Source organism: Fibrobacter sp., assembly GCA_012523595.1.
Lineage (GTDB): Bacteria > Fibrobacterota > Chitinivibrionia > Chitinivibrionales > Chitinispirillaceae > JAAYIG01.
The window spans coordinates 32,129-48,365 of record JAAYIG010000043.1 but is presented as its reverse complement, the minus strand read 5'-3'; the positions used below and the strand labels follow the sequence as shown (position 1 = coordinate 48,365).

The window sequence follows — 16,237 nt, the reverse complement described above, 5'->3', positions numbered from 1 at the left end:
TTCCTTAATAGCAAACCAGGTTACTCTAAATCCCTTCATTTTAAGAAGACGAGAAAGTAATTTATTACTGGTCATGGGCTCCTCCTTGCAGGAATTTGTTTTTTGTTAATGACCATTAAACAAAATACCTCTGTTGGAGCCTGTGACTCTATATATAATGTCAAAGAGCTTATCTAACTACACTGTTTGGGAAATCCGGATAGACCCAAACAATTTGATCCCGGTAAACATGGTTAGAATCCTTTTAGGCTGTTTTCAGAAAGAGTACTAAAATAATTTTGTAGTATGGATTTAGTCCGAGGAAATCGGTATTGGTATCGCGATCGTCTCCCGGTAAGTTTGAATGTATTTTTGATCTCATGAATTGCAGATTTATTCCAGTCTTTGGTTTTCTCTTATCTATCCTGATAACAGCCTGTGCACAGCCGGTAATAATCAATGGAGAGATGGTCAGTTCCCTGAGAGGCAAACCGATCAGCACCCTCCGGGTGCGTGATTTGTCGGGAAAACCGGTGCTTTTCCAGGTAGATGAGGTAACCGCAGACGGGGAGTATGTGCTTACGGAAGGGGAGGAGCCCAATACCGAAAGCGGAAACGGGTTACTTGATAAACAGGATGAGATCGTTTTTTTGTGGGAAGACTGCAGTGCTGCGGAATCATTAGATTCCTCTGTTAATGATGGAGTCCTGATCAGAGTAGAAAAAAAATCCGAATCACGTTATGTTATCATCGACGCCAGTAAGGATGCTGATCTCTCAGGGAAGTCTTATTTACATTATGATCATTCACTACAGATGCTTCGCACTCCGTACTATTATGCTCAGTTCGGGAAAGATCGATTCCATTTTACCAGAGCCGGTATAAGGGACCTTCGGGGCAGCGGTTATATAGATTTAACTGCGGAACTGAAGATCGAGATAGTGCTGAAAGCACTCTGGGGGCTGATTCCGATCCGATATACAGAAGAGAACATTGTCTGCATAGTAAAGAGATACAAAACCGGCCCGCTGCGCCTTATCAGAAGGGGCGATTTTCACCTTAACTTCGGGCTTGGGATTAAGGGAAGCCGTGCAGCTGTCAACCAGATCTGCTATCCCCGGCTTGTAAATGTCCCTGTCTATATTCACGTTCCGATCCGTTTCAGGTCACTTTTCGGAGATGCGCATTTTGAGATGTCTCCGGTGATAAAGGAAAAAAAAGGCGGGTTTGCATTCAAGATCCCGCAGGCCTCCTTTTCCCAGCCTGTCAGTGGTCCTGACATAGATACAATAATAGATATAATACCCAACCACCGCTTCATGGGGGTTACTGATGGTTTGAACGGGTATGGATGGCTTCTTAAGGCTTCAATCCCCGATTCTCTTCTTTCAGGGAGTGCGTTTGTGTTCAGGAGGCCATCTTCACGTTCTCAGGTCGCAGATTGCGGGTACAGAATCAAACTCCGGGATCTTCACAAAGGGTATTATGATATTACAAACTGGGTAATGTTTCCGGAGGGCTCCTTTGACCGGGTAATAAATGATTTCCAGAGTATCCTCAAGCCGCTTCATATTTACACATCAGATGGGAGATTCTCAAATCTGCTGTCTGCTCCTGCAAAGAAACTCAAGAGAAAATAACAGCCAGTGCCTCTTTTCGTGCTCAACTGTCAGCGTGCTCGTAGCGAGTCTCGCGGGGAAATGCGGCGAGCGCAGAGGAATGAGGAAAATGGTAACAGTTGAAATAATCTGAGCATTATAGATCTGTCGGCAGGAAAGTCAAGCTTTTTGTCTTGTAAAATCATCTGCAGTCTGCAGAATTCTTGACCTGAACACTTATTAAGAGTAAGATCTTCTAAGGCATCTCTTCCGGGGTGGGTATCTGATGATGAAGAAAACAGATCCAGAAAAAAAAGTCCTTGAAGTGAAAATGGTTCAAAACCGGCCTGCTCCCGATTTCGGGAACATGTCTCTGAGTAAGCTTTGTGATCTTGTAAAGAAATGCAGATATGCCTATGAAGATATTTCAGAGATCATTGAAGGCAAGGCTTATGAAGAATGCAAGCTCAACGGAGCGGAAAAGACTCTCGATAAGATCAAGGAGTTGGCCAGGTTCTTCGAACTTATGGAGAATAAGAACGAAGAGAACTGCAGAGATTTAGCAGATGTTTACCTTTTAATCGGTCAGATCTATCAGTACAATAACTCTCCGCAGGAGAGTGTTTCATGGCTTTCCAAAGCAGTAGTAGTGGATGACAGGTATGATGTACCATATCACAGCCTGGCGATCTCCTGTTTGAATATGGGGCAGACTGAGCGGGCAATCAGAAGTCTGGAGCAGGAAATAGCTGTCGCACCGGGAAACTACTATTCATACCTGCTCCTTGCAGACATTTTTGAAAAAGAGGGTAGGCCAGTCGATGTGGAAGACACTCTCAAAAAGCTTCTGGCAAGAGACCCTGAAAATATCCTGGCGCTGCACAGGCTTATCCGGTTTTACGAGGGCAAAGATCCCGGTGTTGACATTCGATTGCTCAAGAGACGGCTGCTCTCAGTTTCCAGACGATGTAACCGGCTGGAATTGAATATACGTGCCTTTTATCTTTGCAGGGATGGAAAGTTCCAGGATGCCCTGAAAGAGCTTGATGAGTGGCACCTTCAGAAAACAGATTCCGCGATTGTACATCTTCTGCGAGCTTACATTTTCGGAGCATTGAAGAAGTATAAAGAACGGAAACATGAACTGGCAGCCTTCAGGGCTGCAAATAACGACCGTGAAGAAACCATGGTGTCGCTTCTTGGGGAATTCGGAGATGTATTTGGAAGCAGTACTGCAAAAAAGCTTTATCATCGCATATTGAATTCAAGTGTTTGAATTCCGGCTTTCTTTTGATCCTGTGTAAAGTTCATATTCGTAAAGCCTGCAGTCGAGCTTACCGCTCGTAAAAGGAAACTTTCTCCTCGATTTCAACCCTGTTTTTCCGGCCAGTATGATGTTCCCTGTAAAGACATAGCCTTTGTACCCCTGACAGCGTCTTTTCAGAAAATTCCCGATGCTCTTATAGGTTTCCTCCAGATTTTTCTTCTCACCGAGTCTTATACCATATTCAGGGTTAATAACCACAATACCACCACCGGACGGGATCGGGGTTTCGGAGAAATCACAAACCTTGAATTCGATATGGGATTCAACACCTGCGGCCCTGGCGTTTTTTCTGGCCGCTTCAATCGCATCGCTGCTGATATCGCTGGCAATGATCTTCCCCTTAATCTGTTTTTCCTGTGCAAAGGATGCCTTTTGTTTCAGGGTTTTCCAGTTTTCATTATTAAAAAGCAAGGTGTGGAAAAAGCCATAGTTTTTCCTGAGAAGACCCGGAGCCATCTTCAGTCCGATCAGCGCGGCTTCAATAGCGATAGTTCCGCTTCCGCACATGGGATTGATAAAATTGCCATCTCCTTGCCAGCCCGAAGCTTTAATTACTCCTGCTGCAAGGGTCTCCTGCATCGGCGCGTGGAGCGGTATTTTTCGGTATCCCCTTTTTGACAGCGGTTCGCCGGAAGTGTCTATGTAAACCGAGCAGGTTTCCTCTTTCCAGAATACGGAGACTACCGCGCCTGTTTTCTCCGGGCCGGAATCCGGGCGCCTGCCTTTGCGGGAAAGGATCCGGTCTACAATAGCATCTTTGGATTTCAGATTAGCATACCGGGTATCACGGATGCTTGGGTGGAGCACATTGGAGACAACGCTCAGGTACTCATTGGAGGGAATCATGATTTCCCATGGAATGCGGTTTATTTGTTTGTAAAGTTCATCAGGACTGGTGCATCTGAATTTACCCACCCTGTAGAGTACATGGTGAGCTGTGCGCAGGAAGAGATTCATCTTCATTGCATCGGTAAAATTACCCTCAGTTTCCACTCCGGATGGCCCTGCCCGGTGGATTGGGTATCCCAGGGATTCAATCTCTGTTCTCAGATATGGAGAAAGCCCCCTGGGAGTGGTAACAAGTATGGTATTTTTCATGTAAATGCCTTCTTTAAACGTACTACAATATACAACCTTGTGAGAGATGTTTTTGTGACGGAGATGTATCGCCTGATGCGGCATGAATCTATTGTCAATTCTTCCAATCCGGGTTGACTCCGCTCCCTTCTTAACCTATTTTTAACTGATTTAAATCTCCACTAATACCTGGGAAGACCTTTCTTAAACCCTTCTCTTCATGGAAAAAGACTATGGCAAATCCATTACGCTATTCTGATGCCGGAGTTGATGTATCAGCCTGGAACAAAGCAAAGGTTCGTATCGGCGAACTGGTTTCCTCAACTTTTAACAATCATGTTGTTGGAAAATTCGGCCAGTTTGGAGGGATGTTTGATCTTTCCGGTCTCTCAGGGATGAAAAATCCGATTCTTGTGTCATCTACTGACAGTGTTGGTACGAAGGTGATGGTTGCTCATGAGACCGGTGTGCATAATACTGTTGGTCAGGACATTGTGAACCATTGTGTAGACGACATTCTTGTGCTGGGTGCCCGTCCTCTGTTTTTTCTTGACTATATAGGGCTTAATAAACTTATACCTGAGGTCCTTGAGGGTATCATCACAGGGCTCACTGTAGCGTGCAAAGCCAATGGTTGCGTACTTATAGGCGGAGAAACCGCAGAGATGCCGGATCTTTATGGAGAAGGTGAATACGACCTTGTCGGGTGCATTGTCGGAGTAGTTGACAAAGAAAATGTCATTGATGGCAGCACTATCGTTCCGGGTAACGTGCTTATCGGGCTGCGTTCAAACGGCCTGCATACAAACGGATACAGTTTGGCGCGAAAAATCGTCAAAGAGGTTGCCGGAAAAAAGTACAGTGACATTTTCGAAGAAACTGGAAACACTTTTGGTCATGAACTCTTGAGACCTCATCGGGCATATACCCCTCTGCTGCCCTATATGGAAAAGAAAATTGTACGGGGATGTGCTCATATCACAGGCGGCGGGTTTCAGGATAATGTTGACAGAATTCTTCCTCAAAACTGCAACGCCGTTATTACGACCGGTTCATGGAAGCCGGATCCTATCTTTACATGGATGCAGAATGAGGGAAATGTTGAAGCGGAAGAGATGTATCATACATTCAACATGGGGGTAGGACTCTGCATAGCTGTAGATCAGGCTGATGTTGATGTGATTATGAAAGCTCCCGAACTGGCTGCTTTCGAACCGACAGTCATTGGTGCCATCACAGAGGGGGCAGGCAAGGTGATACTGGAGTTTTAAATGAGAAAGCCTTTTTACCTGTATAATACAGCTTCCGGAAAAAAGGAACTCTTCGAACCGCTTCATGATCCTGTAGGGATGTATTGCTGTGGCCCGACAGTCTACAATTATGCCCATATCGGAAATCTGAGGACCTATGTATTTGAAGATGTGCTCAAGCGTGCTCTTCTTGCTTCAGGTTACAATGTCAGACACGTGATGAATATCACAGATGTGGGGCATTTGACTTCCGATGCCGATACCGGTGAGGATAAAATGGAAAAGGGGGCTGCCCGCGAGGGAAAGACTGTCTGGGATATAGCGGATTTTTATACCCGCAAATTTCTGGACAACCTTAAGGAATTGAATATTCTTAATCCCGATGTCATGCCAAAGGCCACTGAGCATATTTCTCAGATGATCGGGCTTGTCTCTGAACTGGAAAAAAAAGGTTTTACATACCGCACATCAGACGGCATTTACTTTGACACAACTAAATTTCCCTCCTATTGCGATTTTGCCGGGATTGACCCCGCAAGTCTGAAAGCTGGTGGGCGTGTTGAGATGGGAGAGAAGAGATCTGTTACCGATTTTGCACTCTGGAAATTCAGTCCATCCGGTGTAAAGCGCCAGATGGAATGGGACAGTCCGTGGGGGGTGGGTTTTCCGGGCTGGCACATTGAGTGCAGCGCGATGTCGATGGCGTATCTTCCTCTGCCGATTGACATCCATTGCGGTGGAGCAGATCATATCCGGGTCCACCATACAAATGAAATCGCTCAATCAGAAGCCGCAACAGGGAAGAAATTTGTCAAGTACTGGGCTCATGGGGAGTTTCTGGTAATAGAGAAAGGAAAAATGGCCAAGTCAGGCGGGAATTTTGTGACTCTGGATACTCTCCGCGATCAGGGAATTCCTCCTGTTGCTTACCGGATGTTCTGTTTTACCGCTCATTACAGGAGCCCTCTGGCCTTCGGGTGGGAGGGAGTACAGGCTGCTGCCAGGAGTCTTGAAAATCTTCGTAAAGCGGTTCCACCTGCTTCAGGAAATGAGGATGTCGGGGATGCAGAGGCAGAGCGGGCGCTGGAGACTTTTTTTCGTCATGTGTGTGATGACTTAAACATGCCCAGGGCACTTGCTTCACTCTGGGATCTGCTTCACGATACTGAAGTTGATGCAAAAATCAAGCGGGAATGTGTCCGCAGGGCCGATGCGGTTCTGGGGTTGGATCTATTGAGTGTGCCAGAGCGCCATATTGAGGTTATTACCGATATGCGTGGGGTAAAAATAAAACTGGATGCCGGGACGCAATTACCCGATACGGTCCGAAGCAGTCTGATTGCTTTGCTGCAGGAACGGGCGGCTGCACGTGCCAGAAAAGATTTTTCTGTTGCGGATCGGATTCGTAACGGCTTTGCCGGGCTTGGGATTGTGGTAAAGGATTTGCCTGATGGGACAACAGAATGCAGTATCCCTTCAACGGTAATTGACAATCCGGAAAAAACGGCTTTATTAAAAGACATTTAAAAGGAGGCCTTGCTGATGGGTAAGGATCAGAATAGTGAATTTTTGAAACAGATGAAAAAAATGTTTACTGGTCAGGAGATGGAAGAGCAGCTTCTCAAACGCAGGGAGATATTTCTCTGGGGTGAGATAAACGACGAATCGGCGGAATCGATTGTCAAAAAGATCCTTTTCTTCGACGGACAGAGTGACGATGATATAACTCTTTACATTAACAGCCCCGGCGGAGTGATCTCATCAGGACTGGCAATTTACGATGCAATGCGGTATGCCAAATCCGATGTTGTGACTGTGTGTATGGGGCAGGCTGCAAGTATGGCTGCGGTTATACTCTGTGCCGGGACAAAAGGCAAAAGACAGGCCTGGGAGCATGCACGTGTTCTGATTCATCAACCGTTGATTTCCGGTAATATGTTCGGACCTGCTTCAGATATTCAGATTCAGGCCGAAGAGATGCTCCGTATCAGAGATAATCTCAATCAGATTCTTGCTGATCACACAGGACAGCCGATTCAGAAAATTGTCGAGGATACCGACAGGGACTTCTTCATGTCGGCGGAGGAAGCCAGGAAGTATGGAATTGTCGACAAAGTTTCCAGGAAAAGTTGATGATATTTTCTTTGACTTTCATTTATAACCTTAATTATATTTGAAAGACTTTTCTCGTATTTTTGCCGATGTAGCTCAGTTGATAGAGCGTTCGACTTGTAATCGAATGGTCGGGGGTTTGAGTCCCTCCATCGGCTCCAGGATATGGGTAGGTGCCCGAGTGGTTAAAGGGGATGGACTGTAAATCCATTGGCTCCGGCCTACGGTGGTTCAAAACCACCCCTGCCCATTTTTGAAATTCATGCGGGCATAGCTCAATGGTAGAGCTCCACCCTTCCAAGGTGGCTGTTGTGAGTTCGAATCTCATTGCCCGCTTTTAGTGCCCATGTAGCTCAGTAGGTAGAGCACATCCTTGGTAAGGATGAGGTTCAAGGGTTCGAGTCCCTTCGTGGGCTTATAAAGAAAACAAGTGATGTTCTGGAAGGTTTCGACTTAATTAACTGATATATTAAACATCCACCATGTACTGAGAGGTTTTCCATGTCAAAGGAAAAATTTGATCGTTCCAAACCCCACGTAAATGTAGGTACGATCGGACACGTTGACCACGGCAAGACAACACTTACTGCCGCTATCACCCGTGTTATGGCAGCCAGAGGTCTGGCCAAAGCCATTTCCTACGATGAAGTTGCGAAAGCGTCCGAATCTCAGGGGCGTCGCGATGAGACCAAAATATTGACCATTGCAACTTCACATGTCGAGTATTCAACCGAAAATCGTCACTATGCCCATGTTGACTGCCCTGGACATGCTGACTATGTCAAAAACATGATTACCGGTGCAGCGCAGATGGATGGTGCGATTCTGGTTGTCAGTGCTGCTGATGGTCCCATGCCTCAGACACGTGAACACATCCTTCTGGCCCGTCAGGTCGGTGTGCCCAGAATTGTGGTCTTCCTAAATAAAGTTGATGTTGTCGATGATCCGGAACTTCTGGAACTTGTTGAACTGGAAATCCGTGAACTCCTTTCAAAATACGAATTCCCTGGTGATGACACTCCCATAATCAGAGGAAGTGCAATTGCCGCTCTGACCAATCCTGAAGACCCGGAGAAGTCAAAGTCAATTCTTGATCTTATGGATGCTATCGACAGTTTCATTCCGACTCCTCAGCGTGAAGTTGACAAACCTTTCCTCATGTCGGTTGAAGACGTTTTTTCTATCACCGGTCGTGGTACAGTTGCTACGGGTCGTGTGGAGCGTGGAACTGTCAAGGTTGGTGATGAGGTCGAGATTGTGGGTCTTAAGCCTACACGCAAGTCTGTTGTTACCGGTGTGGAGATGTTCCGCAAGTTGCTTGATCAGGCTCAGGCTGGTGACAATATCGGAACTCTGCTCCGTGGTGTAGACAAAAACGATATCGAGCGTGGAATGGTTCTGGCAAAACCAGGCTCAATTACACCTCATAAGAAATTCAAGGCAGAGGTTGTTGTTCTGTCAAAAGAAGAAGGTGGCCGTCACACTCCTTTCTTTCCTGGCTATCGTCCGCAGTTCTATTTCAGAACCACTGACGTTACAGGTAGCATCAAGCTGGGCGAGGGAGTCGAGATGATCATGCCCGGTGACAATGCACAGCTTGAAGTTGAGCTTATTGCTCCTATAGCTATGGAAAAAGAGCTGCGTTTTGCGATTCGCGAAGGCGGACGCACAGTTGGCGCAGGTGTTGTCACTGAAATTATTGAATAATCCGTTAACGACGAATAAAGCGATTATTGTATGCCAAGAGACAAGATAACGCTTGAATGTACATCATGCAAGCAGCGTAACTACGAGACTACAAAGAACAAAAAGAAACATTCCGGAAGAGTGGAATTTAAAAAGTATTGTCCATTTGAACGGAAGAGAACTGTTCATAAGGAGTCCAAGTAGCTCTACGCTGCCTGAAGGGATGTCGGGCGGATTTTAACCAATAGTTAGGTCTGTAGCTCAATTGGTAGAGTAGCGGTCTCCAAAACCGTTGGTTGGGGGTTCGAGTCCCTCCAGGCCTGTAAATGGTGTAAATCATGCAGAAGTTTATTCAGTATCTGAAAGATGTTCGTTCAGAGTTGGCCAAAGTAAGCTGGCCCAACAGGAACGAGGTTACTGGTGCTACCATGCTCGTAGTAGTGCTGAGTATAGTGGTATCGCTTTTTGTTTATGCCTGTGACAAGCTCTTGTTGTTTGTTGTCGGGCTGTTCCTTAAATCAGGTATGTAACAGAGGGCTTCCGATGGCGGCAAGATGGTATGTAGTCCACACATATTCCGGGCAGGAAACCAAGGTTCATCAATACCTCAGTGAACTGATTCAGTCCGGTGAGATGGGGGATCAGATCAAGCAGGTACTGATGCCAACTCAGGATGTCGTGCAGGTAAAAAACGGAAAAAAGTTAAAAACTACTCGAAAGTTTTTTCCCAGCTACGTCCTGGTGGAAATGGAGCTTTCAAAAGAGACGATGCATGCGGTGACCAGCACTGCTGGTGTGACCGGATTTATTGGTGGAAATAAGCCTCAGCCGCTTCGTGATGAAGAGGTTCGCAGGATCCTTGGGCAGACCGAGAAAATCTCTCGTCAGCAGATTTCCGAAGTGCCTTTTGAGATAGGTGATGCTGTGAAGATCAAGGAAGGACCTTTCAAGGATTTTGACGGGGTAGTGGATGAAATACATCCGGAAAAAGGCAAAATCAAAGTTATGGTGAGCGTGTTTGGCAGATCAACTCCGGTTGAAGTTGACTTCATGCATGTTACCCCAATAAGTTGATAACAGGAGTATTAAATTGGCTAAGAAAATTGTTGGTCAAATCAAACTGCAGATTCCCGGTGGTGCCGCAAATCCTGCACCTCCGGTCGGGCCGGCGCTTGGACAGCAGGGTGTCAATATCATGGAATTCTGTAAGGCTTTCAATGCCCGTACAAAGGATTCCCCGGGACTTACTATTCCGGTTGTGATAACTGTCTATTCCGACAGGTCATTTACATTTATCACCAAAACTCCACCAGTTGCTGTTCTTATCCTGAAGGAATTAGGAAAGGAAAAGGGTTCTGGAGTTCCCAACAAAGAAAAAATCGGCACTATTACAAAGGCGCAGGTCAGGAAAATTGCTGAGATGAAACTGGCCGATCTTAATGCCGCAAGTGTGGAAGCCGCTATGAATACAGTTACGGGCACTGCCAGAAGCATGGGAGTCAATATCGCCGACTGAGGCTGAAGCCTGGTAAATTCAAGGGAGTCTTTTCATGAAACACGGTAAGAAGTACAATACGGTTTATAAAAAAGTTGATAAACTTAAAGAGTATGGTGCTCTTGAGGCGATTGAGTTTCTTAAATCAAACTCCTTTACAAAGTTTGATGAGACAGTAGAAATCGCGGTTGTCCTGGGCGTTGATTCCCGCAAAAGCGATCAGGCTGTAAGAGGTGCGGCAGTTCTTCCTCACGGTCTGGGTAAAACCATTAGAGTACTTGCATTTGCACAGGGAGAAAAGGAAGCTGAAGCCAGGGAAGCCGGTGCCGACTACGTGGGCGGCGATGATCTGGCAGAAAAGATAAAGGGCGGCTGGCTTGAATTCGATGCTGTTGTGGCTACTCCGGATATGATGAAGGTAGTTGGAAAGCTGGGAAAAATTCTTGGAACCAGGGGCCTTATGCCTAATCCCAAAGTGGGTACAGTTACTATGGATATCGGTAAGGCTATTAAAGAGATGAAAAAGGGAAAAGTAGAGTTCCGTGTCGATAAAGCTGGTATTCTTCATGCTCCGCTTGGCAAGCTTTCTTTCGAATCTCAAAAGATTCTGGAAAATACGAAAGCTTTCATGGAGGCTGTTCTGAAGGCCAAACCGGCAACGGCAAAAGGCCAGTACATAAAGAAAGTCAGCCTCACCAGCACGATGGGGCAGGGGATAAAAATCAACCAGAACGATTTAAAGTAGGAAACTGCAAAAAGGGTTTGGGGCGCAATGTCAACAAGACTTGAAAGAACAACGGTCATAGAGGAACTGGAGAATAAATTCCGGGATGCAAGCGGAATCTATCTCGCTGATAACAACAAAATCGATGTAGAGAAGGTTACCAGACTTCGTTCTGATTTCCGTAAAAAGGGAATCACGTTTGTAGTGGTAAAAAATACTCTGGCCAGAGAGGCGGCAAAGAGAGTTGGAAAAGAAGATCTGATGCCTCATTTCAAGGGTCCCACTGCGGTTGCAGTTGCTCCTGAGGATGGAACTGCTCCGGCAAAGATTATCAGGGACTTCCAGAAGGAAAATAAAGAACTTCTGGGTTTGAAACTGGCTTTTGTTGATGGAACATATTTCAGTGCCGAAGATGCTATAAAGCTTGCCGATATTCCAAGCCGCGAAGAGCTTCTTGCTCAGCTTTTGGGTTGCCTCCAGGCTCCCATGGGTAAATTCGCTGCTGCCCTTAACGGGATTCTATCCAAGCTTACCGGCACTCTCAATGCGCTCAAGGATAAAAAGAGCGCTGAGCAATAAACGAAAATAAAAAACGAATTATTCATCTCATTTCAACGGAGGTTCATTGTGGCTACCTTAAATAAGGAAGAAATTATCGAGGCGATTGGCGGGATGACCGTCCTGGAGCTCTCCGACCTGATCAAGGCTATCGAGGAAAAATTTGACGTCAAGGCTGCAGCTCCCGTTGCTGTTGCAGCTGCTCCTGCTGCTGCTGCTGCCGCGCCTGCTGAAGAAAAAACCGAATTTGATGTCGTTCTGAAAGCCGCTGGCGATAAAAAGATTCAGGTTATCAAGGTAGTTCGTGAGGCAACCGGATTAGGTTTGAAGGAAGCAAAGGACTTGGTTGAAGGTGCGCCAAAGCCGGTTAAAGAAGGTATCAGCAAGGACGATGCTGAGGCTCTTAAGAAGAAGCTCGAAGAAAACGGGGCAACTGTCGAAATCAAATAAACCTGCTTTGGAAAGGCGTGTTAAAATCACGCGTACTCACATTCAAAATTTTATAAGTCAGATATGACACGAAACGCCTGACAAGGTGTTTCGTGTCATTTATTTACTTTTTTTTGCCACACTTGTGGCTTAACGATTGAGGGGATGTGCGAATGGTTGAAAGAAAAAGCTATTCCCGTATAAAGAGGGTGGCGGATCTTCCTAATCTTCTTGAGATCCAGACAAGGTCTTACGAAGCGTTTCTGCAACCCGAAACTCCTCCGCGTCTGCGGAAGAAACAGGGACTACACGGGGCTTTTCAGAGTTTATTTCCGGTCAACGACGTCAAGGGATACTATTCTCTTGAATATGATGGATACAAACTGGGAATCCCCAAATATACTCTCAAGGAATGTAAAGAACGGGGTATGACCTTTGCTGCTCCGCTGAAGGTTGACATGTCTCTACTGGTTTATGAGCAGGACGGGGAAACCAAAAAATTCGTTGAGAAAATAAGTAATGAAGTTTACATTGGCGAGATTCCGCTTATGACTGAGCGGGGAACGTTTGTAATCAACGGAGCCGAAAGAGTTATTGTTAGTCAGTTGCACCGCAGCCCGGGTATAACTTTTGACGAAGTTATTCATCCAAATGGAAAAAAACTTCTTACCGCCCGAATCATCCCTCAGCGCGGTTCCTGGGTGGAGATTCTACTTGATGTTGATGATGTAATTACAATAAATATTGACAGACGCAAAAAGATGCCTGCCACTATTCTCCTGCGTGCCCTGGGATACTCAAGTGATGAGATGATACTTGGGTTGTTCCATGATACTGTAAAAATTGCAGTAAATGATGAAAACCGGGAAAAGATATTCGGAAGTGTAAATGCAAGAACTGTGTTTAATGAAGATACCGGTGAAATCATTATAGATGCCAATGAAATTATCAACGAAGATAGATGGAAGAAACTTATTCAGAACAGCATCGATTTCGTTGAGGTACTAAAGGATGTTTCCAATCCTGAGAATATGATTATAAGGAACACCCTCAGTGCTGACTCGACAAAGTCGGAAGAGGAAGCATTGTTTTACATGTATGCCACAATGCGTCCTGGTGATCCGTCAAATGTCGAAACTGCCCGTAATCTGATTCAGCGCCTATTCTTTGATGAGAAGCGTTATGATCTGGGAAGTGTGGGGCGTTATCGCATGAATACCCGTCTGGGGGTAGCTCCTGCCGACGATATCACCACCATGACAAAAGATGATTTTATTGCGGCTTTCAAATACATGATTGGACTGAATGACGGTGTTGGTTATATCGATGATATTGATCATCTTGGAAACCGCCGGGTACGCTCAGTTGGTGAACTGCTTTCAGCCCAGTTTACAGTTGGACTCACAAGAATGGTTCGCACCATTAAAGAACGTCTGAGTCTAAGAGATACAGAGAACATAACCCCGCAGGATCTGATCAACGCCCGCACAGTTTCTACTGTAGTGCAGGCATTTTTTGGTTCCAGCCAGCTCTCACAATTCCTCGATCAGACAAACCCGCTTTCTGAGCTTACGCACAAACGCCGTGTCAGTGCTCTGGGGCCCGGTGGATTGACCCGTGAAAGAGCCGGTTTTGAGGTGCGTGACGTTCACCACACTCATTACGGTCGTCTTTGTCCTATTGAAACTCCTGAAGGACCCAACATTGGTCTGATCGCATCTCTCAGCACTTTCGCGAGAGTAAATGAGTTCGGGTTTATCGAGACTCCCTATCAGAAAGTTGAAAACGGTAAGTTGACCGGAGAGATTGTTTATCTCACAGCTGACCAGGAAGACAATCACATAATTGCACAGGCCAATACACCGGTTGATGAAAAAGGGAAGTTTGTCGAAAAGATGATTTTTGCCCGTTACAGGGGCGACTTTCCGGTTGTATCACCGCAGGAGATCTCCTATATGGACGTCTCCCCGATGCAGCTTGTAAGTATTGCCGCAGGATTGATTCCCTTCCTTGAACACGATGATGCTAACCGTGCTTTGATGGGATCCAACATGCAGCGTCAGGCTGTGCCGCTTCTGAGAACTGAACCGCCCTTTGTGGGTACAGGTCTGGAGAGCCGTGCGGCAAAAGATTCCGGATGTATGATCGTTGCCAGGAATCCCGGTGTGGTCGAGAAGGTCGATGCAAACAAGATCGTGGTGCGCAAGGTTAAGGACAAGGCTGGAGATGATATTCTTGGTCTTACCGAGTTTGACACCTACGAACTTGTCAAATTCGAAAGATCCAACCAGGATACATGTATCAATCAGAAAGTATGTGTCAAGGTCGGTCAGAAGGTGAAAGCCGGAGATACCCTTGCTGATGGTCATGCTACCAAGGACGGGGAGCTTGCCCTCGGTAGAAACGTGACAGCGGCATTTATGCCATGGCGCGGGTACAACTTCGAAGACGCGATTATCATTTCTGAAAAGCTTGTGGCGGAAGATGTTTACACCTCGGTACATATTGAAGTTTTCGAGACCGAGGTACGGGGCACAAAGCGCGGCCCGGAAGAATTGACACGTGAAATTCCTAACGTAAGTGAAGATGCCTTGAAAAACCTCGATGAGAACGGGGTCATAAGGATCGGTACTGAAGTGGAAGCAGGAGATATTCTGGTTGGTAAAGTTACACCCAAGGGTGAGACTGAACTCTCCCCTGAAGAGCGTCTGTTGAGGGCGATTTTCGGGGAAAAAGCGGGAGATGTCCGTGATTCATCACTGAAAGCTCCTCCGGGACTCAAGGGGACCGTAATCGATACCAGGATTTATTCCAGGAAAGAACGCGATAAACGTTCAAAGAAAAAAGACAAGAAGCGTATCGACGAGCTCAAGACCGATATCTCAAAACAGATCAGTGAGATAGAAAAGGTAAGGATGGAAAAGCTTGTCGAATTCCTTACCGATACCACATCAGGGGAAATCACCAATTTCCATACCGGAGAAGTGATCGTTCCGGCTGGAAAGAAATGGACCAAGTCGCTGTTGTCCAAACTCGATTTCCGCAATATCTCCTTTAAAGACGGCCTCTGCCGCGAACCTGCCAAGAACCGCAAAGCCGAAGAGGTCCTTTACAGGGCTAATGACCTGATTGCGAAGCTCGAAGATAAGCTTGACAAAGAAATCGACAAGGTAGTACGCGGTGATGAACTGAAGCCTGGAGTGCTTCTGCTTGTCAAAGTATATGTCGCAAAAAAGCGCAAGCTCTCTGTTGGCGACAAAATGGCAGGACGTCACGGAAACAAGGGTGTGATCTCAAAGATTCTCCCGGTCGAAGACCTTCCGTATCTACCTGATGGTACACAGGTAGATATCATTCTAAATCCTCTCGGCGTTCCCTCCCGTATGAATGTTGGGCAGATTCTGGAAACTCATATGGGATGGGCTGCGCAGAAGCTTGGGTTGCGGATTGCGACTCCGGTTTTTGACGGAGCCAGCTACGATGATGTGCTCGATCTTCTGAAGGAAGCCGATTTGCCGGTCAGCGGAAAAGTACAGCTCCGTGATGGGCGAACCGGGGAACCTTTCGATCATGAAGTTACTGTAGGTCCCATTTACATGCTGAAACTGTGCCATCTTGTCGATGACAAGATCCATGCCCGCTCCATCGGTCCTTATTCTCTTGTCACTCAGCAGCCTCTGGGTGGAAAGTCTCAGTTCGGTGGACAGCGTTTCGGTGAAATGGAAGTGTGGGCGCTGGAAGCGTATGGTGCTGCATATACTCTGCAGCAGATTCTCACTGTAAAGAGTGATGATCTTACCGGACGCTCAAAAATATACGAAGCCATCGTCAAAGGCGAAAATACTCCGGATGCGGGGATTCCCGAGTCTTTTAAAGTGCTTGTACGCGAAATCAAGGCTCTGGCTCTTGATATCGATGTTTTGACAGAGGAAGAAACCGCTGCTTGATTTGAACAGTCGGGGTACCTTGATAGGTACCCTTTAAACAGGGGGTAATACGTGG

The 16,237-nt window shown here is 46.3% G+C and carries 15 protein-coding genes and 5 tRNA genes; 19 read left to right on the top strand and 1 reads right to left on the bottom strand.

Annotation, left to right across the window (positions count from 1 at the left end; all coding sequences use genetic code 11):
* Nucleotides 1-359: 359 nt before the first annotated feature.
* Together GX089_02390 and GX089_02385 are read left to right on the top strand one after the other, a co-directional pair.
* Nucleotides 360-1,619 (top strand): hypothetical protein, encoded by a 1,260-nt coding sequence (locus GX089_02390; protein NLP01316.1) that lies wholly within the window; start codon nt 360-362, stop codon nt 1,617-1,619.
* Between the two features lie 244 nt (nt 1,620-1,863).
* Nucleotides 1,864-2,853: a tetratricopeptide repeat protein gene (locus GX089_02385; protein ID NLP01315.1), complete on the top strand. Its 990-nt coding sequence runs from the start codon at nt 1,864-1,866 to the stop codon at nt 2,851-2,853.
* Here the strand turns inward: GX089_02385 and GX089_02380 are convergent.
* Nucleotides 2,842-4,002, bottom strand: coding sequence for a class I SAM-dependent RNA methyltransferase (locus GX089_02380; GenBank protein ID NLP01314.1), 1,161 nt, complete (start codon nt 4,000-4,002; stop codon nt 2,842-2,844). The two genes, GX089_02385 and GX089_02380, sit on opposite strands and share 12 nt — an antisense overlap.
* Before the next feature lie 212 nt (nt 4,003-4,214).
* Between GX089_02380 and GX089_02375 the strand changes: the two genes are divergently transcribed.
* The 17 genes from GX089_02375 to rpoB all read left to right on the top strand — a co-directional run bounded on the left by GX089_02375 (nt 4,215) and on the right by rpoB (nt 16,182).
* On the top strand, nt 4,215-5,252 hold the full coding sequence (locus GX089_02375; GenBank protein NLP01313.1) for a phosphoribosylformylglycinamidine cyclo-ligase: 1,038 nt from the start codon (nt 4,215-4,217) through the stop codon (nt 5,250-5,252).
* Nucleotides 5,253-6,758: a cysteine--tRNA ligase gene (locus GX089_02370; GenBank protein ID NLP01312.1), complete on the top strand. Its 1,506-nt coding sequence runs from the start codon at nt 5,253-5,255 to the stop codon at nt 6,756-6,758.
* 15 nt (nt 6,759-6,773) lie between these two features.
* Entirely contained in the window at nt 6,774-7,364 is a 591-nt protein-coding gene (locus GX089_02365; GenBank protein ID NLP01311.1) for an ATP-dependent Clp protease proteolytic subunit, read from the top strand.
* Between the two features lie 64 nt (nt 7,365-7,428).
* Nucleotides 7,429-7,504 (top strand) — tRNA-Thr (locus tag GX089_02360).
* A gap of 6 nt (nt 7,505-7,510) precedes the next feature.
* Nucleotides 7,511-7,593, top strand: a tRNA-Tyr gene (locus GX089_02355).
* Nucleotides 7,594-7,607: 14 nt separating this feature from the next.
* A tRNA-Gly gene (locus GX089_02350) sits at nt 7,608-7,679 on the top strand.
* Nucleotides 7,680-7,685: 6 nt separating this feature from the next.
* A tRNA-Thr gene (locus tag GX089_02345) sits at nt 7,686-7,759 on the top strand.
* An 85-nt stretch (nt 7,760-7,844) separates the two neighbouring features.
* A complete protein-coding gene (gene tuf / locus GX089_02340) occupies nt 7,845-9,050 on the top strand; it encodes an elongation factor Tu (GenBank protein ID NLP01310.1) in 1,206 nt (401 codons plus the stop codon).
* 30 nt (nt 9,051-9,080) lie between these two features.
* A complete protein-coding gene (gene rpmG, locus GX089_02335) occupies nt 9,081-9,233 on the top strand; it encodes a 50S ribosomal protein L33 (protein NLP01309.1) in 153 nt (50 codons plus the stop codon).
* A 46-nt stretch (nt 9,234-9,279) separates the two neighbouring features.
* A tRNA-Trp gene (locus tag GX089_02330) sits at nt 9,280-9,352 on the top strand.
* Between the two features lie 15 nt (nt 9,353-9,367).
* Nucleotides 9,368-9,559, top strand: a complete 192-nt coding sequence (gene secE / locus GX089_02325) for a preprotein translocase subunit SecE (GenBank protein ID NLP01308.1) — start codon at nt 9,368-9,370, stop codon at nt 9,557-9,559.
* 13 nt (nt 9,560-9,572) lie between these two features.
* Nucleotides 9,573-10,103, top strand: a complete 531-nt coding sequence (gene nusG / locus GX089_02320) for a transcription termination/antitermination factor NusG (protein ID NLP01307.1) — start codon at nt 9,573-9,575, stop codon at nt 10,101-10,103.
* Between the two features lie 16 nt (nt 10,104-10,119).
* Nucleotides 10,120-10,545, top strand: a complete 426-nt coding sequence (gene rplK / locus GX089_02315; protein ID NLP01306.1) for a 50S ribosomal protein L11 — start codon at nt 10,120-10,122, stop codon at nt 10,543-10,545.
* A 34-nt stretch (nt 10,546-10,579) separates the two neighbouring features.
* Entirely contained in the window at nt 10,580-11,269 is a 690-nt protein-coding gene (locus GX089_02310) for a 50S ribosomal protein L1 (protein ID NLP01305.1), read from the top strand.
* A 27-nt stretch (nt 11,270-11,296) separates the two neighbouring features.
* Entirely contained in the window at nt 11,297-11,827 is a 531-nt protein-coding gene (locus tag GX089_02305; GenBank protein NLP01304.1) for a 50S ribosomal protein L10, read from the top strand.
* 93 nt (nt 11,828-11,920) lie between these two features.
* Complete coding sequence (gene rplL / locus GX089_02300) at nt 11,921-12,256, top strand: 50S ribosomal protein L7/L12 (GenBank protein NLP01303.1); 336 nt, start codon at nt 11,921-11,923, stop codon at nt 12,254-12,256.
* Between the two features lie 152 nt (nt 12,257-12,408).
* Nucleotides 12,409-16,182: a DNA-directed RNA polymerase subunit beta gene (rpoB, locus tag GX089_02295; GenBank protein ID NLP01302.1), complete on the top strand. Its 3,774-nt coding sequence runs from the start codon at nt 12,409-12,411 to the stop codon at nt 16,180-16,182.
* Nucleotides 16,183-16,237 lie beyond the last annotated feature (55 nt).